This is a genomic window from Mycobacterium scrofulaceum (genome assembly GCF_001667885.1).
In the GTDB taxonomy this organism is placed as follows: domain Bacteria; phylum Actinomycetota; class Actinomycetes; order Mycobacteriales; family Mycobacteriaceae; genus Mycobacterium; species Mycobacterium scrofulaceum_C.
On record NZ_LZJW01000097.1, the window covers coordinates 15631 to 39112 of the forward strand.

Consider the following 23482-nt stretch of genomic DNA (forward strand, 5'->3'; position numbering starts at 1 on the left):
ATATGCGTACGGTAGTCGTCGACGGGCCCCACAGCATCCGGGTCGACACCCGGCCCGATCCCACCCTTCCCGGTCCCGATGGGGCGATCGTCGAGGTCACCGCCGCCGGAATCTGCGGGTCGGACTTGCATTTCTACGAGGCCGATTTCCCGATGCCCGAACCGATTGCGCTGGGGCATGAAGCGATCGGCACCGTCATCGAGGCGGGACCGCAAGTGCGCACCGTCAAGGTGGGTGACCTTGTCATGGTGTCGTCGGTGACGGGGTGCGGCGCCTGCGCCGGATGCGCCACCCGGGATCCGGTCATGTGCCACAACGGCTTCCAGATCTTCGGCGGGGGTCTGCTCGGTGGGGCGCAGGCCGATCTGCTGGCCGTGCCCGCCGCCGACTTCCAGCTGCTGAAGATGCCGGACGCGATCAGCACCGAACAGGCGCTGCTGCTCACCGACAACCTCGCCACCGGCTGGGCGGCGGCGCAACGCGCCGACATCCCGTTCGGCGGCACCGTGGCGGTCATCGGCTTGGGCGCTGTCGGGTTATGTTCGTTGCGCAGCGCGCTGTTCCAGGGCGCCGCAACGGTTTTCGCGGTCGATCAGGTGGACGGAAGGCTGGACCGCGCCGCCAAGTGGGGGGCGACGCCGCTCAAGGCGCCCGCCGTCGAGGCCATCCTCGACGCTACCGGGGGCCGGGGCGCGGACGCGGTGATCGACGCCGTCGCCACGGACGCGTCCCTGACGGACGCGCTGAACGCGGTGCGGCCCGGCGGCACCGTATCGGTTGTCGGTGTGCACGACATGAATCCGTTTCCGCTGAACGCCCTGGGCTGCCTGATCCGCAGCATCACCCTGCGCATGACGACCGCCCCGGTGCAGCGCACCTGGCCCGAATTGATCCCGCTGCTGCAGTCGGGGCGACTGGACGTCGACGGGATCTTCACGACCACACTGCCGTTGGAAGAAGCGGCGAAGGGCTACGCGACCGCCGCGTCGCGGTCGGGTGACGACGTGAAAATCCTGCTCACGCCCTAGCGCGTCGCCGTTATGTACTGGGACCGCATGAAACTGTCGATCTTGACGTCGACGTCCGGCGGCGTCATCCCGTAACCGGCCTGGAGATCGAGCGTGTTGCGGACGGGGTCGACCGACCAACCGTGGGAGGCCAGCCGTTCCGCCGGATCCGACAGTGGCTCGTAGGTCAGGGCGGAGAAGTCGACGTCGCCGGACAAGTTGACGCCGGGATGGGCCGTCTCCAGCGCCTCGAGTTGATCGTGGTCCAGGCGGGAACCGAGCGCGCCGATGGCGATTCGGCTGCCGGGCGCGCTGAGTCCGCTGATCCGGGTGAAGAGCGCGTTCTGGGCCTCGTCGGTCAGGTAGGGCAGCACTCCCTCCACCGACCAGGCGCTGGGTCGCTCCACGTCGAAGCCGGCGTCCTCCAGCGCTCTGGACCAGTCTGAGCGCAGGTCGGCGGCGACCTCGACCCGGGGCGCCTTGGGCTTGGCGCCGTGCCGGGCGAGCACGTCGGCCTTGAATTCCAGCACCTTCGGCAGGTCGACTTCGAAAATCCTTGTGCCCTGGACCCATTCGAGCCGATAGGCGCGGGAGTCCAGCCCGGCGGCGACGATCACCGCCTGGCGGATGCCCGCGGCGCCGGCCTCGACGAAGAAGTCGTCGAAAAACCGCGTCTGCACGCCGTAGAGGCGAGGAAAGGCCAGTTCGTCGTCGGAGGTTCCCGGGTTGGCAAGCTTGGCCGCCAGATACGGGTCGCGCGACGCTTCGATGAAAAGCTTGGCGTAGTCGTCCCGGACCAGCGGCTGCGGGCTCACCGCGTGAAGCGCGCGCCATCCGGCAACCAGCAACGCGGTGTAACCCACGCTGCTGACGATGTCCCAATGGTCGTCGTCGGAACGGAGCGACCCAAACTCGGGCGTCGGGCTCATGATCGCCCCTCCCATCAAACAATCGGCTGCGACAAGCGACGTGTCCAACCTACCTGTCGGTTCAGAGTTCGAGGAGCACGGTGACGGGACCATCGTTGACCAGTTCCACCTGCATGTTCGCGCCGAACACCCCGGTCTGGACGTCGGCGCCCAGCAGCTGCAGCGCGTCGGCGAACGCCGCGACCATCGGCTCGGCGACCGCACCGGGCGCGGCCGCGTTCCACGACGGGCGCCGGCCTTTGGCGGTGTCGGCGTACAGGGTGAACTGGCTGACTACCAAGATGGGCGCGTTGTCGTCGGCGGCCGACCGTTCACCATCGAGAATCCGCAAATACCAGAGCTTTTCGGCAAGCCGCCGAGCCTTGTCCAGGTCATCGCTGTGGGTGACGCCCACCAGGGCCAGCAGGCCCTGACCGTCCGGCCGGATGGCCCCCACGACTTCTCCGTCGACGGACACGGCCGCCGACGTCACCCGCTGCACCAGAACCCGCATGGGCCTTGATGCTGCCAGGCCGGGCCCGAACGGCTTGGGTAGGCTCGTTTGGGTGTCTGTGCTCGTCGCGTTCTCCGTCACCCCGATGGGGGTGGGCGAGGGCGTCGGCGAGATCGTCGCCGAAGCGGTTCGGGTGGTTCGCGATTCCGGCCTACCCAACCGGACTGACTCGATGTTCACCGTCATCGAGGGCGAAACCTGGGCAGAGGTGATGGCGGTCGTGCAGCGCGCCGTGGAGGCGGTCGCGGCCCGAGCGCCCCGGGTCAGCACGGTGATCAAGGCGGACTGGCGGGCCGGGGTCAGCGACGCGATGACGCAAAAGGTCGCCACCGTCGAGCGGTACCTCGAAGGCGGCTAGCCCCGAACGTCTCCCGGCCGCGTCGCCGTGGACGGCGCACCTCTGGCAGCCGGCCTCGAAAGTGGGCGTTGCGTCGCGCGTACAACTCGCCCAGGAGGCGGCCCGCCGCGGCTGATCCGGTCCGGCCGGTGCGTAGGCTCATGGCGGTGAGCGCTCGTGCAGGCATCGTCGTCACCGGAACCGAAGTCCTCACCGGGCGCGTCCAGGATGCGAACGGCCCCTGGATCGCCGATCGCCTCCTGGAGCTGGGCGTCGAGCTGGCGCACATCACGATCTGCGGCGACCGCGCGAAAGACATCGAGGCGCAGCTGCGTTTCATGGCGGAGCAAGGCATGGACCTGATCGTCACCAGCGGCGGCCTGGGTCCGACGGCCGACGACATGACGGTCGAGGTGGTGGCGCGGTTCTGCGGGCGCGACTTGGTGCTGGACGACGAGACCGAGAACAAGATCGCGAACATCCTCAAGAAGCTGATGGCCCGCTACGAGGGCGTCGACTTCGAAGCGGTGCGGGCCGCCAACCGCAAGCAGGCGATGATTCCCGCCGGAGCGCAGGTGCTGGACCCGGTGGGTACCGCGCCCGGTGTGGTCGTCCCCGGCAAGCCCACGGTCATCGTGCTGCCGGGGCCGCCGCGCGAGCTGCAGCCGATGTGGAGCCGGGCCATCGAGACGCCCGCGGCGCAGCAGGCGATCGCCGGGCGAACGCTCTATCGGCAGGAGACCGCGCGAATGTTCGGGCTGCCCGAATCGGGTCTGGCCGAGACGCTGCGGGAGGCCGAGGCGTCGGTGCCGGGCTTCGAGTCGCTCGAGATCACCACCTGCCTACGGCGGGGCGAGGTCGAGATGGTGACCCGCTACGAGCCGGACGCCGCAGCCAGCTACGCGAAACTCATGCAGCTGATGCGCGACCGGCACTCTCAGCAGCTCTTCTCCGAAGACGGCTCCACGGTCGACGACCTGGTGGCCCGCGCGCTGGCCGGTCGCCGCATCGCAACGGCCGAATCCTGCACCGCCGGGCTGCTGGCCGCGCGGCTGACCGACCGGCCCGGATCCTCGGACTACGTCGCCGGGGGAGTGGTGTCCTACTCGAACGATGCCAAGGCGGAGTTGCTCGGCGTCGACCCGGCGCTGATCGAGGCGCACGGAGCGGTGTCCGAGCCGGTGGCCGAGGCGATGGCGGCCGGCGCCATCGACCGCTTCGGCGCCGACACCGCCGTCGCGATCACCGGCATCGCCGGCCCCGGCGGAGGCACACCCGAAAAGCCCGTCGGGACGGTCTGTTTCACCGTGACCCTCGCCGACGGCCGCAAGGACACCCGCACGTTGCGGCTGCCCGGCAACCGCTCCGACATCCGGGAGCGCTCCACGACCGTCGCGATGCACCTGCTGCTGCGCCTGCTGAGCGGCACCTGACCCGGAGCCGTTTGGTCCGCGGTTACTTCGCTTCGGTTGGCAGGAAAGCGCTTTCGGCCGTGCCGAAGCGAATGCCGGTGGCGTCCTTGCCGATCAGCGTCAGGAACGCGACCGCTATCAGCACCGGCACGATCGTCGCCGCCAGAGCGAACGGATAACCGTGCGACTCCGCCAGGCGCTCCTGAATCGGTAGGTTGAACGCCGCCAACAGGTTTCCCAACTGGTAGGTGACGCCCGGGTAGAGGCCGCGGATGGCGTCCGGCGACATCTCGGTCAGGTGAGCGGGGATCACGCCCCACGCGCCCTGCACGAACAGCTGCATCAGGAACGAACCCAGACACAGCATCGCCGCCGTGCGCGAGTATGCGAACAGCGGCACGATCGGCAGACCGAGCAGCGCGCAGAAGATGATGGTGTAGCGGCGGCTGAACCGCTGTGACAGCGTCCCGAAGACAAGGCCGCCGATGATGGCGCCCACGTTGTAGACGATCACGATCCACTTGACGGTCGCGCTGGACAGGGCGGCGCCGTGATTGGCCGTCGAGGTCAAAAACGTCGGATAGACATCCTGCGTTCCGTGGCTCATCCAGTTGAACGCCGTCATCAGCAGCACCAGGTAGAAGAAGCGGCGGATGATCGCCCCGTCCCGCAGCACGTCGCGAATCCTGGTGCTGGTCAGTTTCATCTGGTCCTGCGCGGCTTCCCAGACCTCGGACTCTTCCACCCGGTAGCGGATGATCAGGCTGACCAGCGCGGGAACGATGCTCAACGCGAACAGCCACCGCCACGACAACCCGAGCCAGTTCATCACCACCAGCGAGGCAACGCTGGCCAACAGGTAGCCGAACGCGTAGCCCTCCTGCAGCAACCCGGAGAAGAACCCGCGTCGCTCGACGGGAACCTTCTCCATCGCGAGCGCGGCGCCCAGGCCCCACTCACCGCCCATGCCGATGCCGTACAGCAGCCGCAGGATCACCAGCACGGTGAAGTTCGGCGCGAACGCGCACAGGAAGCCGACTACGGAGTAGAACATCACGTCCACCATCAGTGGGAGCCGGCGCCCGACACGGTCGGCCCACAACCCGAACAGCAGCGCCCCGACGGGACGCATGATCAGCGTTGCGGTGGTGACGAATGCGACCTCGGCCTTGCTGTGGTGGAACGTCTTGGCGATGTCGGCGTAGACGAGTACGACGATGAAGTAGTCGAAGGCGTCCATCGTCCAGCCCAGCAACGCCGCGACGAACGAGTTCCGCTGATCGGCAGTCAGCTTGTTCCGAGGACTTTGTGTTGTCACGTTGAGCATCGTGGCCTACCGGGCGCACGATGGCGAGTCTTTCTGCCCGCGCGCCACGCGGCAGGTCGTCCCGCGCTCATCCCACCCACCTTTGCAGCCCTTGCCGGTAGGCGTAGAGGCCGTGGCGCCAGGTGGCACCGAGACCCTGTAGATCGCGGCGCCGGCAAGCTCGCAGGGGCCGCGCGGTCGCAGCGCGAAGGGGTGGGAATAGTTCACCACGCGGTAGCAGAGCCGTTTCAACATGCCATCCGCGAGAGTAAGTTCCGGATACATGCGCATCATCGACGCCGACGGACACGTCGCCGAGAATCCTTCGCTGGCGATCGAAGCGATCAAACGCTGGCCGCAGTACGTCAAGCCCAGCACCGACGGGCGGATGCGGTTGACCTTCGAGGGCCGCAACTACCCGGAGGACCAGGGCCCAGGGGCGGGGTGTCCACCGGAGCATGGCATCAGCAAGGCACCCGACATCAACTGCCGATCGACCGAGGGCGTGCTGGGCGATGCCGACCGCGACCACATCGACACGATGGTGTTGTATCCGAGCCTCGGCCTGTGCGCGCCCACCCTCGAGGATCCCGAGTTCGCGGCCGGGTTCGCCCGGCTCTACAACCAGTGGATCGCGGATTACTGCGCCCCGTCGGGCGGGCGGTTACGGGGCGTCGCGGTGACCCCGATCGAGCACGGCCAGGCGGCGATCGACGTCATGACCGAAGCGAAAGACCTTGGGCTGGTGGCGACCCTGGTCCCGCCGGCGCTCAAGACGCGTAATCTCGACCACCCGGACCTCGACCCGTTCTACGCCGCGGCGGTCGACCTGGAGATGCCGCTGGGCATCCACGGCGCCCCGGGCATTCACCTGCCGAAGATCGGGGTCGACCGCTTCACCAATTACATTCAGGTGCACTGCATCAGCTTCCCGTTCGACCAGATGACGGCGATGACGGCCTTGGTGTCCGGCGGCGTCTTCGAGCGTCACCCGCAATTGCGGGTCGCCTTCCTCGAGGCGGGCGCGGGTTGGGTTCCGTTCTTCATGGATCGCCTGCACGAGCATTACGAGAAGCGGGGCGATTGGGTCGAACGCGGCTGGCGCCGGGATCCGCACGACTACCTGGCCGCGGGCAACATCTGGGTGACCTGTGAACCCGAGGAACCCATCCTGCCCGGGGTGATCGACGTGCTGGGCGCCGACTTCATCATGTTCGCCAGCGACTACCCGCACTGGGACGGCGAATGGCCGGAAAGCACCAAGCACCTGAGGACCCGTCCGGATATCAGCGAAGAGGCCCGGGAAAAAATCGGGGGATTGAACGCCCAGCGCTTCTACAACCTGAATTAGGTTGTCCTGGCCGGCGACTGGTCGCGCCACCGAAGTCGACTCAATAAGCCCGCCAATGCGTCGCCTCCCGCGCTAAAGCTCGCGCAAACGACCCGATAACCTCGTCAGATACGGCAATTTTTCTTCGAGACGAGGATCTGCATGGCTGACAAATGGTTCTCCGACATCAGTGCGCCGGGACAATTGACGCTCGCGGACGTGTGCGACCAAATCGAGGAGAAGATTCACCTCAACGCGGACAACCAGAAACCTCCTCAGGATTTTCCCGACTGGCAGTCGTGTGTAGCGGACCGCGACGCCACCATCGCCAAGTTGAGCGCCGCCGTGGTCAACCTCTGCCAGATGGTGAAGCACTTGGCGTCGCAGCGCGGCGACGCGTAGCTCGCGGTGAGCTGAACGGGCTGCCCTTAGCGCGTCGGTGGTGGGAGGATCGTCGGCATGGGCCCCTTTCTGCTCCGCGCCGCACTGACCGGTTTCGCGCTGTGGCTGGTGACGAAGTTCGTCCACGGGATCACGTTCGTCGGCGGTGACACGAGGCTGGAGCGGATCGGCATCATCTTCGTCGTCGCCGTCATCTTCGGTCTGGTCAACGCGTTCATCAAGCCGATCGTGCAGATCCTGTCGATCCCGCTCTACATCCTCACGCTGGGGTTGTTCCACATCGTCGTCAACGCGCTGATGTTGTGGCTCACGGCGCGGATCACCGAGCACACCACGCACTGGGGTCTGCAGATCGACCACTTCTGGTGGACGGCGATCTGGGCGGCGATCGTGCTGTCCATCGTGAGCTGGTTGCTGTCGCTGGTGATCCGCGACGTCGGCCGCCGCCGGGCCTGACGGCTCAGCGGCCCTGCCAGCGCGGCGGTCGTTTCTCGGCGAAGGCGCGCGGCCCCTCCTTGGCGTCCTGCGTCTCGAAAATGCGGTCGCTGTGCCGGGTTTCGTTGTCGTACGCCGACTCGAGGTCGAGCGCCAACCCCTCGACGGCGGACTGCTTGGTCGCGAACACCGCCAACGGCGCATTGGCCGCGATGCGCTCGGCGTAGTCGTACGCGGTATCCATCAGCCGCTCCGGTGGCACCACCCGATTGATCAGCCCCATCGCCAGGGCGCGGTCCGCGTCCACCATGTCTGCGGTCAGCAGCAGCTCCATCGCCAGCGGGTAGGGCATCTGGCGCGGCAGCCGCACCGTGCTCCCGCCGCCGGCGAAGAGGCCGCGCTTGGGTTCCATCACCGCGAAGCGCGCGGCGGGTACGGCGACGCGGATGTCGGTGGAGCTCAACATCTCGAAGCCGCCCGCCACGCAGGTGCCGTTGATCGCCGCGACGATCGGCTTGTAGACGGGGAAGCGGTGCAAAACGGCGTGGATGGCGTCTTCCTTGTTCCAGCCCTCCGGCTGCGGTAGGTCGCCCGTGAGTTCGGGGATGAATTTCTTCAGGTCGGCGCCCGTGCAAAAGTCATGTCCCACACCGGTAATCACCGCCACCCACGCGTCGGCGTCGTCGCGGAACGCCTCCCACGCGTGGGCCAGGTCGCGGAAATGCGCCATGTCCAGCGAGTTGCGCGTCTCGGGACGGTTGATCGTGATGGTGGCGATGTGGGCGTCGCGCGCGTAGTCGATGCTCATCGCGCAGACCCCTGACCGGCAAGCCGGACCACGTCGCGCGCGCAACCCCACGACAACGTCACGCCGTTGCCGCCGTGGCCGTAGTTATGAATGCACAAAGCCGCTCCGGAGGCCCGATCCAGCGGTTCACTCTCGACCCGCACCGTGGGACGGTCGGGCCGCAGCCCGGTGATGATCTCAACCACCTCGGCGTCGGCGAGCCTGGGCTCGATCTGCCTGCAGCGCTGCAGGATTCGTTCGGTCACGTCGGGATCCGCGGCGGTGTCCCAGCGGCCGGCGACGCTGATGCCGCCGCACACGACCCGTTGGGGATGGGGGAAGTAGCAGGTCCATTCCGGGCCGCCGTTGATCTCCAAGAGCAGTTGGCGCAGACCGGGATTGGTGAGCACGACGTGCTGGCCGAACAGCGGACGCACGGTGTCGTCGCCGGTCAGCTGTCCCGCGGCGAGGCCGGTGCAGTTGACGACGATCGGTGCGGCGTCGGCGGCCTCGGCCAGCGACCGCACCGGATGCACTTCGATGTCGCCGCCGGCCGCGGCCAGTCGCCGGGTCAGGTAGTCGAGATAGTGCGGCATGTCGATCATCGGCAGTGTGGCGCGGAACCCGTTGCCGAAGCCGTCCGGGAGGTCGCCCGGATCGGCCGGCCGCAAGTCGGGGATCAGCTCCGCCGCCGACGACATCGCCTCGGTGGCGGTCAATTCACCGACGGCCACAGCCGGCGCCAGTTGAACGCCGGAGTCGGGATCGTCGGCGAGTTCACCGAAGACCCGCAGCGAATGCTCGGTCCAAGCCAGCGTGTCGCTGGCCCGCTCGGCGGGCCGCGGCGGCAACCACACCGCACCCGCCACTTTCGACGTCGTCTGCCGGGGCATCGCGGCCGTCCAGACGCGCACCGGCCAGCCGGCCTCGGCCAGGCACACGGCTGACGTCAGCCCGCTGACTCCAGCACCCACGACGACGACCCGCTGCGCGTTGGCCACGGCGCCACCGTAACGAAACCGGGCGAAATCCCGTCAGCCCCCGTCAGGAATGGGGAGGCTGCTGCCCGCCCTGACCGCCCAGCAACCCGTTGAGGATCCCGAGCGTGCCCTGCACGCTGCCGGGCGATGCGGTGGGGGGCAGGGCGGCGTCCGGGGTCAGCTGCCAGGGCTGACAACCCGAGGTCTTGAACGCCTTGTCGGTGGGGTCGATCTGCACCACCTGCGGCTTCTTGCTCATCGCGTTGTCGATGATGTTGCCGTCGGGATTGCCCGTCCGCTTCCAGTAGCAGGTGCCGTTGTTGACGGGCCCACCCGAGCTGTAGATGCCGGGGGCGATGTCGGAGCCGACGTTGTAAATGCCGTCCTTGTCGATCGTCGTCTTCGGTCCCGGCGCCGGTGAGGCGGCCGGTGAGGCTCCAGGCGAGGCCGCGGGTGAGGGCGCCGACGATGCAGCCGGTGAGGGCGCCGGCGAAGCGGACGACGGTGGCGGGCCAGGCGGCGGACCCTGCGAGGCCGCCGGCGACGGTGACGGTGCCGGCGTCTGGTCCGGGTCGGCCCCCGCGAAGCCCGCCGAGGCGGTCCAACCCGCGATCATCAGTCCCGCGACGGCCAACCGTGTCGCGGTAGGAACACCAGCCTCAAACCCCATAGCACGCCAGCGTACCGGGGCGAGCACCGTAAATCACACAACGCGGCATACGCCGGCCGATCTCCCGGGACGCGTAAGCCCTGGTCGAGGAGTCTAAGTCAGGCGCTGCACGCGCCCGGCGTAGCCGAGCGCGTGCTCGTACGTCTTGAGGTTGTCGCGGGAGATCCTGGCGTGCACGGGCCGTTCGAGAAGAAACCGCAGCACCGGGTTGTAGGCGTGGTAGGTCTCGTGGAAGGTCAGCACGGTGGTCCCGTCCGGCTGCTCCTCGAGGCGGTGGTAGCCCTCGGCCCGGGACCAGAGCGGCGCGCCGACCGCCACGTAGCGCGACAGCTTGTTCTTCTCGGCCTCCGTGACGGTCTCCCACGACCGTGCCCGGCCGCCCGACAACAGGTACTTGGGCACCTCGTAGACGCAGGTGCGCACGAGACCCTCGCCCGCCTCGTTGCCCTCGTTGAGGATCTCCATGCTGCCGCCGGGCCATTCGAGGACGCGCGGCCGCGGCGCGTCCGGCGGCGCGGGCGGATGCAGCACCCGCCACACCTTCGCCGGTGGCGCGTCGACGTGGAAGCGCACGGTGTAGGACTGCATCAGCCGTCTCCCCAGCTATCCCAGAATGTGACGGTCTCGGCGGGCGGCCGCGCGGCGGGCCGGAAGTCGGTGCCGACGGTGTAGGCCACCGGGAACAGCGCGGCCTGGGTGACCGTCTCGGGGATGCCGAGCAATTCGGCCACCTCCCGCTCCTTGGCCAGGTGCATCGTCGTCCACACCGACCCCAGCCCCCGCGACCGCAGGGCGAGCAGGAAGCTCCAGCCCGCCGGGATGATCGACGCCCAGGCCGACGCGGCGACCAACAGGTTGGAGTTGTCGATGCGGTTCGCCAGGCAGGGGATCACATGCACGGGAACCTTGCCCAGCGTGTCGGTCAGGGCGAACGCGCTGGCGTACACCCGCCGGGTCTGCGGGTCCGACGCCTCCTTGGCGGCGTGGGCCAGATATTCGGCGCCGACGCCGCGGTAGATCTCGGCGAGCGCAGCGCGCTTGTCGGCATCGGTGATCACCAGCCACCGCCAGTCCTGCGTATTGCTGGCGGTGGGGGCCTGCATCGCCAGCCGGATGCACTCCAAGATCACGTCGCGGCCGACCGGGCGGTCGAGGTCGAGGCGCTTTCGCACCGACCGCGTCGTCGTCAGCAGTTCGTCGACCGTGGCCAGGTCCATCCGGTGTTCCTCACTAGAGATCGATTGCGCAGGACTGATCGACACCCAACACGGTCAACGAGCGGCCCAGGCCGAGAAACACCGCGACGCACAGCGTCAGGTCGAGGATTTCGGGGTCGGAGAACGACTTCCGCATCCGCTCGAAGAAGGCGTCGTCCAGGGAATGGTGGTCGGTGGCGAACCGCTCGGCGAATTCGATGGCGAGCCGCTGGCGCGGCGTGTAGCCCGGGTAGCTGGCGTACGCGGCGACGTTGTCGTAGAGCTCCGGTGCGACACCGGCGTCCAGGACGGACTGCGCCCGGAATCCGGAGCAGGCGACGCAGTCGTTGATCTGCGCGATGCGCATCCTGGCCAGCTCGCGCTCGTCGGCGGGCAGGACGCTCTGCTGGTAGGCGCCGCGGATCATCCGCTCCACCATGTCGCCGAGTTGGGGCCGCAGGGTCCAGATCATCGCGGCTTCGCCGCCGGGGCCAGCCGGCACGGTGAGACGGGCCATCGGCGACTCCTGCCCGGTGGGGTAATTACTGAGTCGAGCAAACCAGTTCGCCCCCCGGGCTGTCCAGGGCGCCGCAAAACCGCCCACGGACACGGCAAGTGGCAGAGTCGCCTGCTGCGGACGTCGGACTGCTCACCGCTGTACTGAGGCCGTTCGGTTGAGGATCCTGGCGGCCTGCTCGACCATCTCGGCCAGGATGTCGGCCGCAGGCCGCACCCGCCGGAGCAGGCCCACCCCTTCACCGACGAGAATGGCCGCGGTATCGAAATCCTCTGCGGCGACGGCGTTTTCGTAGTCGGCCACCGCCTCGGTGAGCGACTCCGCCAACCCCTCCTGATTGCCGTGCCACGTGTCGAGGAACGGGTTGCCGAGCGCCCGCGCGTTGTATTCGGGCGGCCAATCCAGCCCTCGCACCAGGTCGTATGCGCGCGTGCGAACGGTCTGGTCACCGGAGGCCGTCAACGCCCGCTCGTGGGCGCGCGGCGACACCAGCGCCTCCGGCGTCGCCCAGAATCGGGTGCCCACCAGCGCCCCGTCGGCGCCCAGCGCCAGCGCGGCGGCCAGGCCGCGCCCGTCGGTGACCCCGCCCGCGGCCAGCACCGGGGTGCCGGGTGAACGTTCGGCGGCCAGGTCGACGACGTCGGGCACCAGCGTGAAGGTGGACCGGGCGGTCATCCCGTGCCCGCCCGCCTCGCCGCCCTGCGCCACCACGACATCGGCGCCCGCGTCGAGGGCCCGGCGCGCGTGGTCGAGCGTCTGCGCCTGCGCGATGAGCGGGACTCCCGCCGCGCGAATGCGATCCGCGAACGGCTGCAGCTCGCCGAACGACAACATGATCGCGGCGGGCCGCCGCTGAAGGGCCGCGTCGAGCAGCTCGGGGTGGCGGGCTAGGCTCCAGGTGATGAAACCGCAGCCGACGGATGCCCCCTCAGCCAGGTCGAATTCGCGCCGCAGCCATTCCGCGTCGCCGTAGCCGCCGCCGACCAAACCGAGGCCACCCGCCGACGTCACCGCCGACGCCAGCCGGCCCCCGGAGATCCACGCCATCGGGGCGAGCACGACGGGGTGTTCAATGCCGAAGAATCTCGTGAGTCGAGTGTCGAGGCTCATCTGAGCTCCCCGGTGAGAAACTGTGCCCGGCCGTGGCCGAAAGACCAATCCTCGTCGCCGTTTTCGGTGATCGAGACGATCAGGTCGGCCGCGTCCACCCCGCACCGCTCCGCCAAGTTGGTCGCCAGCAGCTCGTAGAACTTCTCCTTCATCGCCCGGGTGCGCCGCCGGCTCACCACGTGGACGATCACCTGTTGCGCCGAGCGGGTGATGCCGAGACCCGTGTCCAACGCGATGATTTCGTGGGCGGGATGGCTGCGCACCACCTGGTAACGGTCGCGCGGCGGCACGCCGAACGCGTCGACGACCGACTCGTGGACGGCGTCGAGCAGAGTCCGTAGCTCCGATGGGGTGCGGCCCTCGATGAGGTCGATGTACAGCAGCGGCATGGTGTCTCCTTACGTTCTTTGTCCTGGCTATGACGTTAGGTCCGCCCGGATCGGGTGTGAAATGCCTGCTGTAATCGATCTATGCTTGTCAGGCATGGGCGCATGGGACGGTGGCCGAGTCGAATTGCGCCACTTGCGGGCGTTCGAGGCGGTGGCGCGACTGGCGTCGTTCACCCAGGCCGCCGACGAGCTCCGCATCACCCAGCCGGCGCTGAGCAGGACCATCCGGCAGCTCGAAGACGCGCTCGGCGTGACGCTGGTGGACCGCAGTTCGCGGCACGTGGAGACGACTCGGGCCGGACGGACGTTCCTCGAGCACGTCGAGCGGGTGCTCGCTGAATTGGAGCGGGCGTTCGGGGCCGTGCGTCGGCAGGCCAGCATCGGCCTCGGATTCAGCTGGCTACTTCCCGACCCGTGGGCGCAGGACACCGTCGCCCGGTTCGAGCGGGCCACCGGGACGACGGTCAGGCTGGTCCGCACCGACGATGCGCTGGGCGCCGTGCAGCAGGGCCGGGTCGACGTCGCCGTGGTCCGTGGGCAGGTGACGTCGACCGCCGTGCGGGTGGTGCATCTGTTCGACGAGAACCGGGTGGCCGTGTGTTCCGTGCACTCGCCGCTGGCGTCCCGATCGGCGCTGGACTGGGCCGAAGTCCCGCAGTGGCCGCTGGTCGTCAACACCGCCAGCGGGACCACCGGGCCATGGAGTTGGCCGCCGGGGGAGGGACCGGAAACCATCGTGGAGACAACCAATTTCGACGAATGGCTCGAGTCCGTCGCGGCCGATCGCGGCATCGGCGTGATTCCCGACGTCGCCGTTCGCCGCAACATTCATCCGGGCGTCCGGTTCGTCACGCTGCGCGGGGCCCCCGAAAGCCCGGTCGCCCTGGCGTTTCTGCCGCGCGCCCGCAACGCCGTGCTGCGCCGCTTCGTCGAGGCCGCGGTCGAGAGCGCGCAGAACGTTTGAGTGTGCACTGACAGCTTCGGGGGTGCGCCCACGGCGGCATCGCTCGGCGTGTCGTCGCCGGGGGCGCACGCTCGACGGGTCAGGCGAGGGGCGCCAAGCCCGAGCGCAGCAGATCCAGGCTGGACGCCACCAGTTCGCCGAGATCACCGGTGCAGCCGTTGCGGCCCCAGTTCTCCACCGCCACAACGAGGGCGGCGGCCAGGGCCGAGCCCGTGACCTCGGCGAGCAGGTCGATGTTGGCCACTGCGGGGTTGCGGCCCTTGACGAAATCGGTCAGCACCCGCGCGAACGACGCTTGCACCACCCGCAGATGACCGGCGATGCGTTCCGCGCTGATCAACTCCGCGCGGGCCGTCGCGGCCTGGCGGACCACTTCGAGGTCGTGCGGGAAAGCCGCGACGCTTGCCAGCACCGCGTCGAAGAGCGACTCGGCGGCCGGGCGCCCCGCGAGCGCCTCGGCCAGCCACTCCAGCTGTGTCTCGTAGTCCTGGAAGAGCACCGCCTCCTTGGTGGGAAAGTGCCGAAAGAAGGTCCGTTCGGTGACGCCGGCCTCTGCGGCCAGCTCGCTCACCGTGACGTTGGCAAACCCTTTGCGGGCAAAGCTTTTCAACGCCGCTTGGCGCAGTGCCTCGTGCGTCGACCGTCGGCGTAGCTCGTGGCGGTTCGTCGGCGCGCTCATCCCACCGAGATGGTATCCCAGCCGTCCGTAACTCGTCAGTACTGACATCTTCCAATTATGTCAGTACTGACATATTCTTGTCACGCGCCGACCGAGGGAGGAAGCCATGCCGGACTATGACGCGATCGTGGTGGGAGCCGGGCACAACGGGTTGACCGCGGCCGCGGTGTTGCAGCGCGCGGGCCTGCGCACGCTGTGCCTGGAGGCCAACACCTATGCGGGCGGCATGGCGGCCACCGTGGAATTGATCGACGGGTTCCGCTACGAGATCGCCGGTTCGGTGCAGTTTCCCACCGCGAGCCAGATCACCAAGGACCTGGGGCTCGACACGCTGCCCACGGTGGAGCCGGAGGTGATGTCCACCAACATCGGCGACCACGGCGAGGAGCCGATGATCTTCTACCGCGACCCGATGCAACTGATGACGCACCTGGCCGACAAGCACGGCATCGAAGCCGTGACCGGCATGGCGGAGCTAATCGGGTGGAGTCAAGGGCCGGCAAAGGCGTTGGGCCGCTTCGACGTCCGCACACCGCCCAAGACTCTCGACGAGATGTATGCCTGCGCGGCCAACGACGCGGAGCGCCGGGCCATTCACGAGATGCTGTTCGGGTCGGCGATGGACGTCATCGACCGCTATCTGCCGGACAAGGACAGGCACGCGGTGATGCGGGGGATGCTGGCGTTCCTGGCCGTCAATTCCACCTATCGGGGGCCGTACACGCCGGGCAGCGCGACCTGCCTGGCTTTCGCGCTGGCGGTGCCCGACGATTCCACCGCGATGATGACCAAGCTCAAGGGCGGCATCGGCGCGCTCACCGAACACCTGCGAGAGCTGTTCGTCTCCCACGGCGGTGAGATCCGCTTCCGCAGCAAGGTGGACCAGATCAGCGTCGAGCACGGCGCGGTGACCGGGGTGCGGCTGCGCGACGGATCCACCGTCACCGCCCCGATCGTGATCTCCAACCTCGCGCCCGACGTCACGCTCACCGAGCTGATCGACTCCGAACACGTTCCACCGGAGCTGGTTTCGCGGTTGTCCGGCCGCGACCACCGGGCCTCGTTCGTGCAGATCCACTTCGCCCTCGATGGACTGCCCGAGTTCGCCGCACCGTATGAGTTCTTGAACGAAGAAGGTATGCAGCAATCGGTCGGGATCTTCGGCGATCCCGAAGAACAACAGCTGCACTGGGAGAACTGCCGTCGGGGCATCGTCCCGGACAACCCGTCGATGGGGATGCAGATACCGTCCGTGCATGATCCGGGGATGGCGCCGCCGGGCAAGCACGCCGCCAGCGCCTACGCGTACGCGTTCCCGGTCGACGTCGACCGCCAGGACCATGGGCGACTCAAAAACGTGATGGCCCAACGTGTTATCGACAAGATCACCAGGCTGGCCCCGAATTTCAGGGACATTGTGATCCGCCACATCACGTTCGCGCCCTACCACATGAACACGATGTTCGGCGCGCCCGCCGGCGACTTCTGCCACGGCCTGCTGCATCCGGACCTGATGGGCCCGAACAGGCCCGGCCCCAAGGGATTCCTCGACTTCCCGATCCCGATCGACGGTCTCTATCTCGGCGGCGCGGGATGCCATGGCGGCCCGGGCATCACGTTCACGCCCGGCTACAACGCCGGGTATCAAGCGCTCGACGACATGGCCTGACGATCAGCCCGCGAACGTTCCGGTCAGCCGCGCCTGGGCGGTTGCCGCGCCGCCGATCGTTTGCGCCGCCCGCACGCCGGCGAGGCCAGCGGGGAGCTGGTAGTCGTTGGGCAGCTGGTAGAGGGTGAACCGGTAGTGATGCGTGCCGGTGCCCGGAGGCGGGCACGGACCCTTGTACGCGGGCTGCCCGGCCGTGTTCGGCAGCGTGGCCGCACCGGCGGGCGTCTGACCGTCGGCGGTGCTGCCCGATCCCGGGGCGATGCCGATCACGACCCAGTGCACGTACAGCCCGTTGACGGCGTCCGGGTCGTCGACCACCAGCGCCGCCCCCAACGGCGCCGACCACACCAGCGGCGGCGCGATGTCGGCCCCTTTGCAGGTGTACTGCACGGGAATCGGGACGCCGTCGCCGAACGCCGGGCTGCTGATGGTCAACGGCGCCCCGGCGGGCGCCGCCGGGACCGTGCGGCCCAGGGTGGTCACCTTCGGCGTCGACGGCGACGTCACTCGGGTGTCCCCGTGGCCGCCGCAGCCGGCCAGCGCGGCGATGATCGCGAGCGCGCCGACGATCGATGCCGTGCGCGGCGCTGTCGATTCCATAAGGGACAGTGTGGACCGGGCGGCGGCCGTCCGGTAGGGCCAGAGCGCCGTTAGGAGTCGCGCTTCTTCACTTCGAGCACGCGCTTGCGCAGCCCCTTGGTCGCGGTGTCCATCAGGCTCTTGGACCCGCGCTTGATCAGGAAGCCGGGCACCGGCATCAACAGGTCGACGGTCAGATCGAAGCTGACCCGGGTGGAGTCACCGTCGGGCGTCAGCGTGTAGCGGCCGTCCTGCGCGCGCTGCTGTTTGGCGCTGACCAGAGTCCAGCTGACCCCGTCGTCGTGAACGGTGTACGCGAGTTCCTGCTCGTCGCTGACACCGACCAGCTTGACCACCTGCTTGGATCTGGTGGGGTGGCCCCCATCGTCCCGCTCGAGAACCTCCACCTTCTGGTGAACCGACGACCACTCGGGCAGCGATTCGATGTCGAACAGCACATCCAGGATCTCATCCGGTGTCGCTTCGATGACGACCTCGCGGGATTCGGTGACAGCCATGGGGGATAGATAACCACTGCGGCGCCACTGAAAACTCACGGCACCAGGACCACCTTGCCGACGTTCTCTCGCGCAGCCAGGATGCGGTGCGCCTCCGGCGCTTCGTCGAACGGCACCGCCGCGTGAACGATGGGAGCGATCGTCTGGTCCTCGAGCGCCTTGGTCAACGGGGTGATCCACAGCTCGAGCGTGCCCCGGTCGTCCCACAGTCGCAGCATGTTGAGGCCGATCACGGCCTTGGAGTCTGAGAGTTGGTCGATCAGGTTGAACCCGCGCAGCATCGCCAGCGCGTGCGGTGCCGCCGCCCGCAGCGAGCGTTTCTCGCCGTGCTGCAGATTCGAAACCCCGTAGCCCACAAGCCTTCCCCCGGGCCGCAGCAGCGCGTAGGACCGCCGCAGCGATGTTCCGCCCAGTGCGTCGAGCACCAGATCGTACGGATCCAGGCCCTCCCACCAGCCGTCGCGGCGGTAGTCGATCGCCCGGTCCACCCCCAGTTCGGCCAGCTTCGCATGCTTCGCCGGCGATGCGGTGCCATGCACTTCGGCCCCGGCGGCCTTCGCGAACTGGACGGCCGCGATGCCGACCCCGCCGGCGGCGGCGTGCACCAGCACCCGCTCACCGGCGCGCAGCGACCCGTATCCGTGCAGCGCGGCCCAGGCGGTCGCGTAGTTGACCGGGACCGCGGCGCCCTGCTCGAAGCTCATCCCGGCCGGCAGCGGCACGGAGTCGCGCGCCGCAACGTTGACGAGCTCGGCATAGCCACCGAACCGCGTCCCCGCCAGGACTCGTTCACCCACGCGGCGGGAATCGACACCCTCACCGACGGCCTCGACCGTTCCGGCGACCTCGTAGCCGACCACCGCCGGCAGTTTCGGCGCATCGGGGTACAGGCCCACGCGGGCGAGGTGGTCGGCGAAGTTGACCCCCGCCGCCCGCACCGCGACCCGCAACTGCCCGGGCGCGGGTGGCGGCGGATCGGGCCGCTGCTGGACCCGCAGCACCGATGGATCGCCACGCTTGGTGATGACGACTGCGCGCATCTGGATTGTCCTCCCCGCTCAGGCCCGGCTCACGGCGTCGGCCAGGCGGGGGAGGACGGCGCCGGACCAGCCGGGCCCCATGCGGCGGAAGGCCTCGGCCATCCTCTTGTCGTCCAAGTCAAAACCGCTGTGCTCCAAGAAAACCCGGGTACCGTCACCCTCCGGCTCGAGGCGCCAGGTGAGCGTCCAGACGGGGGTGAACGTGTACACGAACCGGCGCGGGGGATCGACCTCGAGCACCGTGCAGGGCTGCTTGCCATAGCCCGGCATGTCGAGGGTGAACTGGTGGCCGACCACCGCGGCCACATCGCCATCGGCCCACCACAGCCGCAGGAGGCCGGGCTCGGTCAACAAGCGCCAGACCTTGGCCGGTGGGGCCGCCACAAATTGATCCACCCGGATCGTCGCGGGCGTCGACGTCTCTGTCATTGCAACTCCTCCGCCGTCTCGGCGAGTTTGGCCAGTCGCGCCCGCCAGAACTTTTCGAACGGATGCAGCCACTCGCGGAGCTCCGCCAACGGTTCCGCGGTCAGGTGATAGATGCGGTGGCGACCCTGCGGCCGATCGGCCACCAGCCCGGCGTCGCGCAGCACCTTGAGATGCTCGGCGACCGCGGGGCGGCTGAGGTTGAACCGCTCGCAGAGTTTTCCGGCCGGCAGTGGCTGGCGGGACAGGATTTCCAGCAGTTCCCGACGCACCGGATTGGCCAACGCGAGAAAGACGCGGTCGGTGCCAGCCACGCCCGCAATATATGTCGGGAATTTCCGACATGTCAACCATTCCCGGCGACCGCCGACGGCGCGCCGCGGTGGCCGCTATCTTCCCGGTTATGCATTTCGCGTGGGAGCGGCTGACGTCCGGTGTGCACCGCTGCCGGCTGGCGTTCTGCGACGTCACCGTCGGGCTGGTGCGCGGGCGCACCGGGGCACTGCTCGTCGACACCGGCACCACGCTGGTCGAAGCGGACGCGATCGCCGCCGATGCCCGCGAGCTCGCGGGGCGGCCGGTCACGCATGTGGTGTTGACGCACAAGCACTTCGACCACGTCCTGGGTTCCTCGGCATTCGGTGGAGCCGAAATCCTCTGCGCCCCAGAAGTTGTCGAGTATTTGTCGTCCGCCGCCGATCACCTTCGCGCGCACGCCGTGAGTTATGGCGCCGACGCCGCGGAGGTCGACCGCGCCATCGCGGCATTGCAGCCACCGCAGCGCGGTGTCTACGACAGCGTTGTCGAACTGGGCGACCGCACCGTATCGATCGCCCACCTGGGCCGGGGACACACCACCGCAGACCTGGTCGTCATCGCGCCGGGCGTCGAGGGTGAAGCCGACCCGGTCGTCATCTTCACCGGCGATCTGGTGGAGGAGTCCGCCGACCCCTATATCGACGCCGATTCCGATCTGGCGGCATGGCCGTCCACGCTCGACCGGATGCTCGCGGTAGGCGGACCCGAGGCCGTCTACGTGCCGGGACACGGACGCGTCGTCGACGCCGAATTCATCCGTCGCCAGCGGGATTGGCTGGCCCGGCGCGCCGGGGCCGACCCGGGTTAGACGCGCGGACCGGTGCAGGCGGCAATCAGGGCATCCGGATCGGTGACACTGACCCACAACTCGCGCAGCGAAATCGACCGGCCCACGGCTCTCGCGTTTACCGGTGGCTCAATCGTCAACGCCACCAGACCCTTACCCGACCCGTTCACGAGCCAGCGCCCACCCGAGTAGTGCACCCCCAGGGTGAGGACCCGGTCGTCCGCCCGCTCGGCACGGGTGATCGACGCCAACGGAACGCGAGCGTCGAAGGCCCAGCCCATTTTCACGTGCAGGGCGCCGGCGTCCACCCTGAGCCAACTGCGCTTGGGCCCCAGTCCGACAGGAACCGCAAGCGGTAGATACCACCGGTCGTAGCGCAATTCCGTTTGCACGGCACTGACCTTACCTCTTGTTTGCTGGATCCGCCGGATTTTCGGATTTTCGCTCGGGCGGTCGGCTGAGGAACATGCTCGCTGATACCGAAAGATGCTGTCGCACAGAGGATCCCATGAAATACGGAAGCTCGGCGCTCGTTCGTGGCCGCCCGGCGATACCGGCGGTCTTGTGTGCCCGTCGGGCTGGGGCGGCGGACGCGACCTGGAGTAGGGCGGTTGACAACAGTTTTGGCACGGGTCTTTCGACCCCTGATTCAACCGCCACCCCCGGGGATAGACTCACGTTCAAGGGAATCGTGCCGAACAGGAAGCGTAGGGCCATGGCCATCATTGACTCGGACACTGAAGTCCGGACCTCGTACGAAGACGACATCGCCGCCACGCAGCGGTACATGGACGGCCCGCGATTCGCCGGAATCACACGTCTTTACACGGCTCGCCAGGTCGTGGAACAACGCGGCACCATCCCCACCGACTACATCGTGGCGCGCGAAGCGGCGGGAGCCTTCTACGACCGGCTCCGCGAGTTGTTCGCCAACAAGAAGAGCATCACCACGTTCGGGCCGTACTCGCCGGGCCAGGCCGTGGCCATGAAGCGGATGGGCATCGAGGGCATCTACCTCGGCGGCTGGGCAACCTCGGCCAAGGGCTCCACCACCGAGGACCCCGGCCCGGACCTGGCGAGCTACCCCCTGAGCCAGGTGCCCGACGACGCCGCGGTCCTGGTGCGCGCCCTGCTGACCGCCGACCGCAACCAGCAGTACCAGCGCCTGAACATGAGCGAGGCGCAGCGAGCCAGCACCCCGGCCTACGACTACCGCCCGTTCATCATCGCCGACGCGGACACCGGCCACGGCGGTGATCCGCACGTGCGCAACCTTGTCCGCCGCTTCGTCGAGGTGGGCGTCGCGGGCTACCACATCGAGGACCAGCGCCCCGGCACCAAGAAGTGCGGCCATCAGGGCGGCAAGGTCCTGGTGCCCTCCGACGAGCAGATCAAGCGGCTCAACGCCGCTCGCTTCCAGCTCGACATCATGCGGGTGCCGGGGATCATCGTCGCCCGCACCGACGCGGAGGCGGCCAACCTGATCGACAGCCGCGCCGACGAGCGGGACCAGCCGTTCCTGCTCGGCGCCACCAACCTCAACATCCCGTCGTACAAAGCCTGCTTCCTGGCGCTGCTCCGGCGTTTCTACGAGCTGGGCGTCAAGGAACTCAACGGCCACCTCCTCTACGCCCTGGCCGATTCGGAGTACGCGGCGGCCGCCGCCTGGCTCGAGCGCCAGGGCATTCAGGGCCTGATCTCCGAGGCCGTCAACGCCCGTCGCGAAGACGGGCAGGGGTCGATCGACGACCTCTTCGACCAGGTGGAGTCGCGGTTCGTCGCCGCCTGGGAGGACGACGCCGGCCTGATGACCTACGGCGAGGCCGTCGCCGAGGTGCTCGAATTCAGCGAGAGCGAAGAGGACGAGCCTGTCGGGATGAGCCCGGCGGAGTGGCGGCAATTCGCCCAGCGCGCTTCTCTTTACGCCGCCCGGGAGAAGGCCAAGCAGCTGGGCGTCGACCCGCCGTGGGACTGCGAGCTGGCGAAGACGCCGGAGGGGTACTACCAGATCCGCGGCGGCATTCCCTACGCGATCGCCAAGTCGCTGGCCGCGGCGCCGTTCGCCGACATCCTCTGGATGGAGACCAAGACGGCCGACCTCGCCGACGCCCGGCAGTTCGCGGAGGCGATCCACGCCGAGTTCCCCGACCAGATGCTGGCCTACAACTTGTCCCCGTCGTTCAACTGGGACACCACCGGCATGACCGACGAGGAGATGAAGCGCTTCCCCGAGGAGCTCGGCAAGATGGGCTTCGTCTTCAACTTCATCACCTACGGCGGCCACCAGATCGACGGCGTCGCCGCCGAGGAGTTCGCGGCCTCCCTGAAACAGGACGGCATGCTGGCGCTGGCTCGCCTGCAGCGCAAGATGCGCCTGGTCGAGTCGCCTTATCGCACCCCACAGACGCTCGTCGGCGGCCCGCGCAGCGACGCGGCGCTGCAGGCGTCCTCCGGACGGACGGCGACCACGAAGGCCATGGGCAAGGGCTCGACCCAGCACCAGCATCTCGTGCAGACCGAGGTGCCCAAGAAGTTGCTGGAGGAGTGGCTGGCGCTGTGGAGCGAGCACTACCAGCTCGGCGAGAAGCTGCGCGTGCAGCTGCGGCCGCGGCGCCCCGGCTCGGACGTGCTGGTGCTCGGCATCCACGGCAACGGGGACGAGCAGCTGGCCAACGTCGTGTTCGACCCGATCAAGGATCGGCACGGCCGCAGCATCCTCACGGTGCGCGACCAGAACACGTTCGCCGAGAAGCTGCGCCAGAAGCGGTTGATGACGCTGATCCACCTGTGGCTGGTGCACCGCTTCAAGGCCGACGCGGTGTACTACGTGACGCCGACCGAGGACAACCAGTATCAGACGTCGAAGATGAAGTCGCACGGCATTTTCAGCGAGGTGAACCAGGAGGTCGGCGAGATCATCGTCGCCGAGGTGAACCGCCCGCGCATCGAGGAGCTGCTGAAGCCCGACCGCGTGGCGCTGCGGAAGCTGATCACCAAGGAAGACTAAGGAGCGGCCCTCGAGCGAACCCCGGTTCGCTCGAGTTCCGCCGACGCCACCGCTTCGAGCGGGACGTTCTGACGCACCACGGGCGGACTATCCAATTTACGAATAAGAAAATTTCTTACCGCGGCGTCCGCAGAATCCCGCATAGCAACAGTTGTCCGCGGATACGATTTGACTCGCCGATGGTCCATTAGCCCG

The 23482-nt window shown here is 68.2% G+C and carries 28 protein-coding genes; 10 read left to right on the top strand and 18 right to left on the bottom strand.

All coding sequences use genetic code 11. From position 1 onward, the window contains the following. Positions 1-2: 2 nt before the first annotated feature. Positions 3-1028 carry an alcohol dehydrogenase catalytic domain-containing protein gene (locus A5681_RS15080; protein ID WP_067276114.1) on the top strand — a complete coding sequence of 342 codons (1026 nt, stop codon included), beginning with the start codon at positions 3-5 and terminating at the stop codon, positions 1026-1028. On the opposite strand, the gene A5681_RS15085 is transcribed toward A5681_RS15080, so the two are convergent. Beyond that, a complete protein-coding gene (locus tag A5681_RS15085) occupies positions 1025-1936 on the bottom strand; it encodes a class I SAM-dependent methyltransferase (RefSeq protein WP_067276116.1) in 912 nt (303 codons plus the stop codon). The genes A5681_RS15080 and A5681_RS15085 overlap by 4 nt on opposite strands. A 61-nt stretch (positions 1937-1997) precedes the next feature. Further along, the gene (gene dtd, locus A5681_RS15090; protein WP_067276120.1) at positions 1998-2429 is read right to left on the bottom strand and encodes a D-aminoacyl-tRNA deacylase; all 432 of its coding nucleotides are present in this window, start codon (positions 2427-2429) and stop codon (positions 1998-2000) included. A 52-nt stretch (positions 2430-2481) separates the two neighbouring features. On the opposite strand from dtd, the gene A5681_RS15095 reads away from it, so the two are divergent. Next, positions 2482-2787: an MTH1187 family thiamine-binding protein gene (locus A5681_RS15095; protein ID WP_067276123.1), complete on the top strand. Its 306-nt coding sequence runs from the start codon at positions 2482-2484 to the stop codon at positions 2785-2787. A 140-nt stretch (positions 2788-2927) separates the two neighbouring features. Further along, on the top strand, positions 2928-4199 hold the full coding sequence (locus A5681_RS15100) for a competence/damage-inducible protein A (RefSeq protein ID WP_067276127.1): 1272 nt from the start codon (positions 2928-2930) through the stop codon (positions 4197-4199). Between the two features lie 22 nt (positions 4200-4221). Here the strand turns inward: A5681_RS15100 and A5681_RS15105 are convergent, their stop codons facing one another. After that, positions 4222-5505 (bottom strand): sialate:H+ symport family MFS transporter, encoded by a 1284-nt coding sequence (locus A5681_RS15105; protein WP_156737996.1) that lies wholly within the window; start codon positions 5503-5505, stop codon positions 4222-4224. A gap of 262 nt (positions 5506-5767) precedes the next feature. Here A5681_RS15105 and A5681_RS15110 point away from each other — a divergent pair, with 262 nt between their 5' ends. The 3 genes from A5681_RS15110 to A5681_RS15120 all read left to right on the top strand — a co-directional run bounded on the left by A5681_RS15110 (position 5768) and on the right by A5681_RS15120 (position 7672). Beyond that, positions 5768-6835: an amidohydrolase family protein gene (locus A5681_RS15110; protein ID WP_067276130.1), complete on the top strand. Its 1068-nt coding sequence runs from the start codon at positions 5768-5770 to the stop codon at positions 6833-6835. 141 nt (positions 6836-6976) lie between these two features. Further along, a complete protein-coding gene (locus A5681_RS15115; RefSeq protein ID WP_067276134.1) occupies positions 6977-7216 on the top strand; it encodes a hypothetical protein in 240 nt (79 codons plus the stop codon). Between the two features lie 57 nt (positions 7217-7273). Continuing rightward, entirely contained in the window at positions 7274-7672 is a 399-nt protein-coding gene (locus tag A5681_RS15120) for a phage holin family protein (protein ID WP_067276138.1), read from the top strand. 4 nt (positions 7673-7676) lie between these two features. Here A5681_RS15120 and A5681_RS15125 read toward each other — a convergent pair whose 3' ends face one another. The 8 genes from A5681_RS15125 to A5681_RS15160 form a co-directional block, all read right to left on the bottom strand. Next, the gene (locus A5681_RS15125) at positions 7677-8459 is read right to left on the bottom strand and encodes an enoyl-CoA hydratase/isomerase family protein (RefSeq protein ID WP_067276141.1); all 783 of its coding nucleotides are present in this window, start codon (positions 8457-8459) and stop codon (positions 7677-7679) included. Next, positions 8456-9439 (bottom strand): FAD-dependent oxidoreductase, encoded by a 984-nt coding sequence (locus A5681_RS15130; RefSeq protein ID WP_067276145.1) that lies wholly within the window; start codon positions 9437-9439, stop codon positions 8456-8458. Before A5681_RS15130 ends, A5681_RS15125 begins: the two co-directional genes overlap by 4 nt. Positions 9440-9482: 43 nt before the next feature. Beyond that, positions 9483-10088 carry a hypothetical protein gene (locus tag A5681_RS15135; RefSeq protein WP_067308849.1) on the bottom strand — a complete coding sequence of 202 codons (606 nt, stop codon included), beginning with the start codon at positions 10086-10088 and terminating at the stop codon, positions 9483-9485. Positions 10089-10181: 93 nt separating this feature from the next. Beyond that, the gene (locus tag A5681_RS15140) at positions 10182-10676 is read right to left on the bottom strand and encodes an SRPBCC family protein (RefSeq protein ID WP_067276148.1); all 495 of its coding nucleotides are present in this window, start codon (positions 10674-10676) and stop codon (positions 10182-10184) included. After that, entirely contained in the window at positions 10676-11305 is a 630-nt protein-coding gene (locus A5681_RS15145; protein ID WP_067276151.1) for a nitroreductase family protein, read from the bottom strand. The genes A5681_RS15140 and A5681_RS15145 overlap by 1 nt, the downstream gene beginning before the upstream one ends. Positions 11306-11318: 13 nt before the next feature. After that, positions 11319-11801, bottom strand: coding sequence for a carboxymuconolactone decarboxylase family protein (locus A5681_RS15150; RefSeq protein WP_067276153.1), 483 nt, complete (start codon positions 11799-11801; stop codon positions 11319-11321). Between the two features lie 132 nt (positions 11802-11933). After that, on the bottom strand, positions 11934-12911 hold the full coding sequence (locus tag A5681_RS15155) for an NAD(P)H-dependent flavin oxidoreductase (RefSeq protein ID WP_067276155.1): 978 nt from the start codon (positions 12909-12911) through the stop codon (positions 11934-11936). Continuing rightward, positions 12908-13300, bottom strand: a complete 393-nt coding sequence (locus A5681_RS15160; RefSeq protein ID WP_067276157.1) for a tautomerase family protein — start codon at positions 13298-13300, stop codon at positions 12908-12910. Before A5681_RS15160 ends, A5681_RS15155 begins: the two co-directional genes overlap by 4 nt. 94 nt (positions 13301-13394) lie before the next feature. On the opposite strand from A5681_RS15160, the gene A5681_RS15165 reads away from it, so the two are divergent. After that, positions 13395-14264, top strand: coding sequence for a LysR family transcriptional regulator (locus A5681_RS15165; RefSeq protein WP_067276160.1), 870 nt, complete (start codon positions 13395-13397; stop codon positions 14262-14264). A gap of 79 nt (positions 14265-14343) precedes the next feature. Here the strand turns inward: A5681_RS15165 and A5681_RS15170 are convergent, their stop codons facing one another. Then, positions 14344-14943: a TetR/AcrR family transcriptional regulator gene (locus tag A5681_RS15170; protein WP_067276163.1), complete on the bottom strand. Its 600-nt coding sequence runs from the start codon at positions 14941-14943 to the stop codon at positions 14344-14346. 106 nt (positions 14944-15049) lie between these two features. Between A5681_RS15170 and A5681_RS15175 the strand changes: the two genes are divergently transcribed. Next, a complete protein-coding gene (locus tag A5681_RS15175) occupies positions 15050-16612 on the top strand; it encodes a phytoene desaturase family protein (RefSeq protein WP_067276164.1) in 1563 nt (520 codons plus the stop codon). A gap of 3 nt (positions 16613-16615) precedes the next feature. Here A5681_RS15175 and A5681_RS15180 read toward each other — a convergent pair whose 3' ends face one another. Genes A5681_RS15180 through A5681_RS15200 form a run of 5 tightly spaced genes read right to left on the bottom strand, consistent with a single transcriptional unit; the run spans position 16616 to position 19489 of the window. Continuing rightward, positions 16616-17212 (bottom strand): YbhB/YbcL family Raf kinase inhibitor-like protein, encoded by a 597-nt coding sequence (locus A5681_RS15180; RefSeq protein ID WP_067276168.1) that lies wholly within the window; start codon positions 17210-17212, stop codon positions 16616-16618. 50 nt (positions 17213-17262) lie between these two features. Continuing rightward, a complete protein-coding gene (locus A5681_RS15185) occupies positions 17263-17709 on the bottom strand; it encodes an SRPBCC family protein (protein ID WP_067276174.1) in 447 nt (148 codons plus the stop codon). Positions 17710-17744: 35 nt separating this feature from the next. Beyond that, positions 17745-18749, bottom strand: a complete 1005-nt coding sequence (locus tag A5681_RS15190; RefSeq protein ID WP_067276179.1) for a synaptic vesicle VAT-1 family membrane protein — start codon at positions 18747-18749, stop codon at positions 17745-17747. 18 nt (positions 18750-18767) lie between these two features. Continuing rightward, complete coding sequence (locus A5681_RS15195) at positions 18768-19178, bottom strand: SRPBCC family protein (protein ID WP_067276183.1); 411 nt, start codon at positions 19176-19178, stop codon at positions 18768-18770. Further along, on the bottom strand, positions 19175-19489 hold the full coding sequence (locus A5681_RS15200) for an ArsR/SmtB family transcription factor (RefSeq protein ID WP_197498610.1): 315 nt from the start codon (positions 19487-19489) through the stop codon (positions 19175-19177). The genes A5681_RS15195 and A5681_RS15200 overlap by 4 nt, the downstream gene beginning before the upstream one ends. A gap of 89 nt (positions 19490-19578) precedes the next feature. Between A5681_RS15200 and A5681_RS15205 the strand changes: the two genes are divergently transcribed. Further along, the gene (locus A5681_RS15205; protein ID WP_067276185.1) at positions 19579-20301 is read left to right on the top strand and encodes an MBL fold metallo-hydrolase; all 723 of its coding nucleotides are present in this window, start codon (positions 19579-19581) and stop codon (positions 20299-20301) included. On the opposite strand, the gene A5681_RS15210 is transcribed toward A5681_RS15205, so the two are convergent. After that, a complete protein-coding gene (locus tag A5681_RS15210; RefSeq protein ID WP_067276188.1) occupies positions 20298-20672 on the bottom strand; it encodes a hypothetical protein in 375 nt (124 codons plus the stop codon). The two genes, A5681_RS15205 and A5681_RS15210, sit on opposite strands and share 4 nt — an antisense overlap. Positions 20673-20995: 323 nt before the next feature. Here A5681_RS15210 and aceA point away from each other — a divergent pair, with 323 nt between their 5' ends. Further along, positions 20996-23287, top strand: a complete 2292-nt coding sequence (gene aceA, locus A5681_RS15215; RefSeq protein ID WP_067276191.1) for an isocitrate lyase ICL2 — start codon at positions 20996-20998, stop codon at positions 23285-23287. Positions 23288-23482 lie beyond the last annotated feature (195 nt).

Bases quoted from the DNA above. Each gene is read 5' to 3' on its own strand.
- aceA (WP_067276191.1), top strand. From the start codon at position 20,996: ATGGCCATCATTGACTCGGACACTGAAGTCCGGACCTCGTACGAAGAC.
- A5681_RS15125 (WP_067276141.1), bottom strand. From the start codon at position 8,459: ATGAGCATCGACTACGCGCGCGACGCCCACATCGCCACCATCACGATC.
- A5681_RS15080 (WP_067276114.1), top strand. From the start codon at position 3: ATGCGTACGGTAGTCGTCGACGGGCCCCACAGCATCCGGGTCGACACC.
- A5681_RS15140 (WP_067276148.1), bottom strand. From the start codon at position 10,676: ATGCAGTCCTACACCGTGCGCTTCCACGTCGACGCGCCACCGGCGAAG.
- A5681_RS15105 (WP_156737996.1), bottom strand. From the start codon at position 5,505: ATGCTCAACGTGACAACACAAAGTCCTCGGAACAAGCTGACTGCCGAT.
- A5681_RS15205 (WP_067276185.1), top strand. From the start codon at position 19,579: ATGCATTTCGCGTGGGAGCGGCTGACGTCCGGTGTGCACCGCTGCCGG.
- A5681_RS15170 (WP_067276163.1), bottom strand. From the start codon at position 14,943: ATGAGCGCGCCGACGAACCGCCACGAGCTACGCCGACGGTCGACGCAC.
- A5681_RS15150 (WP_067276153.1), bottom strand. From the start codon at position 11,801: ATGGCCCGTCTCACCGTGCCGGCTGGCCCCGGCGGCGAAGCCGCGATG.
- A5681_RS15180 (WP_067276168.1), bottom strand. From the start codon at position 17,212: ATGGAATCGACAGCGCCGCGCACGGCATCGATCGTCGGCGCGCTCGCG.
- A5681_RS15120 (WP_067276138.1), top strand. From the start codon at position 7,274: ATGGGCCCCTTTCTGCTCCGCGCCGCACTGACCGGTTTCGCGCTGTGG.
- dtd (WP_067276120.1), bottom strand. From the start codon at position 2,429: ATGCGGGTTCTGGTGCAGCGGGTGACGTCGGCGGCCGTGTCCGTCGAC.
- A5681_RS15165 (WP_067276160.1), top strand. From the start codon at position 13,395: ATGGGCGCATGGGACGGTGGCCGAGTCGAATTGCGCCACTTGCGGGCG.
- A5681_RS15135 (WP_067308849.1), bottom strand. From the start codon at position 10,088: ATGGGGTTTGAGGCTGGTGTTCCTACCGCGACACGGTTGGCCGTCGCG.
- A5681_RS15110 (WP_067276130.1), top strand. From the start codon at position 5,768: ATGCGCATCATCGACGCCGACGGACACGTCGCCGAGAATCCTTCGCTG.
- A5681_RS15185 (WP_067276174.1), bottom strand. From the start codon at position 17,709: ATGGCTGTCACCGAATCCCGCGAGGTCGTCATCGAAGCGACACCGGAT.
- A5681_RS15145 (WP_067276151.1), bottom strand. From the start codon at position 11,305: ATGGACCTGGCCACGGTCGACGAACTGCTGACGACGACGCGGTCGGTG.
- A5681_RS15100 (WP_067276127.1), top strand. From the start codon at position 2,928: ATGGCGGTGAGCGCTCGTGCAGGCATCGTCGTCACCGGAACCGAAGTC.
- A5681_RS15085 (WP_067276116.1), bottom strand. From the start codon at position 1,936: ATGAGCCCGACGCCCGAGTTTGGGTCGCTCCGTTCCGACGACGACCAT.
- A5681_RS15160 (WP_067276157.1), bottom strand. From the start codon at position 13,300: ATGCCGCTGCTGTACATCGACCTCATCGAGGGCCGCACCCCATCGGAG.
- A5681_RS15115 (WP_067276134.1), top strand. From the start codon at position 6,977: ATGGCTGACAAATGGTTCTCCGACATCAGTGCGCCGGGACAATTGACG.
- A5681_RS15155 (WP_067276155.1), bottom strand. From the start codon at position 12,911: ATGAGCCTCGACACTCGACTCACGAGATTCTTCGGCATTGAACACCCC.
- A5681_RS15175 (WP_067276164.1), top strand. From the start codon at position 15,050: ATGCCGGACTATGACGCGATCGTGGTGGGAGCCGGGCACAACGGGTTG.
- A5681_RS15190 (WP_067276179.1), bottom strand. From the start codon at position 18,749: ATGCGCGCAGTCGTCATCACCAAGCGTGGCGATCCATCGGTGCTGCGG.
- A5681_RS15195 (WP_067276183.1), bottom strand. From the start codon at position 19,178: ATGACAGAGACGTCGACGCCCGCGACGATCCGGGTGGATCAATTTGTG.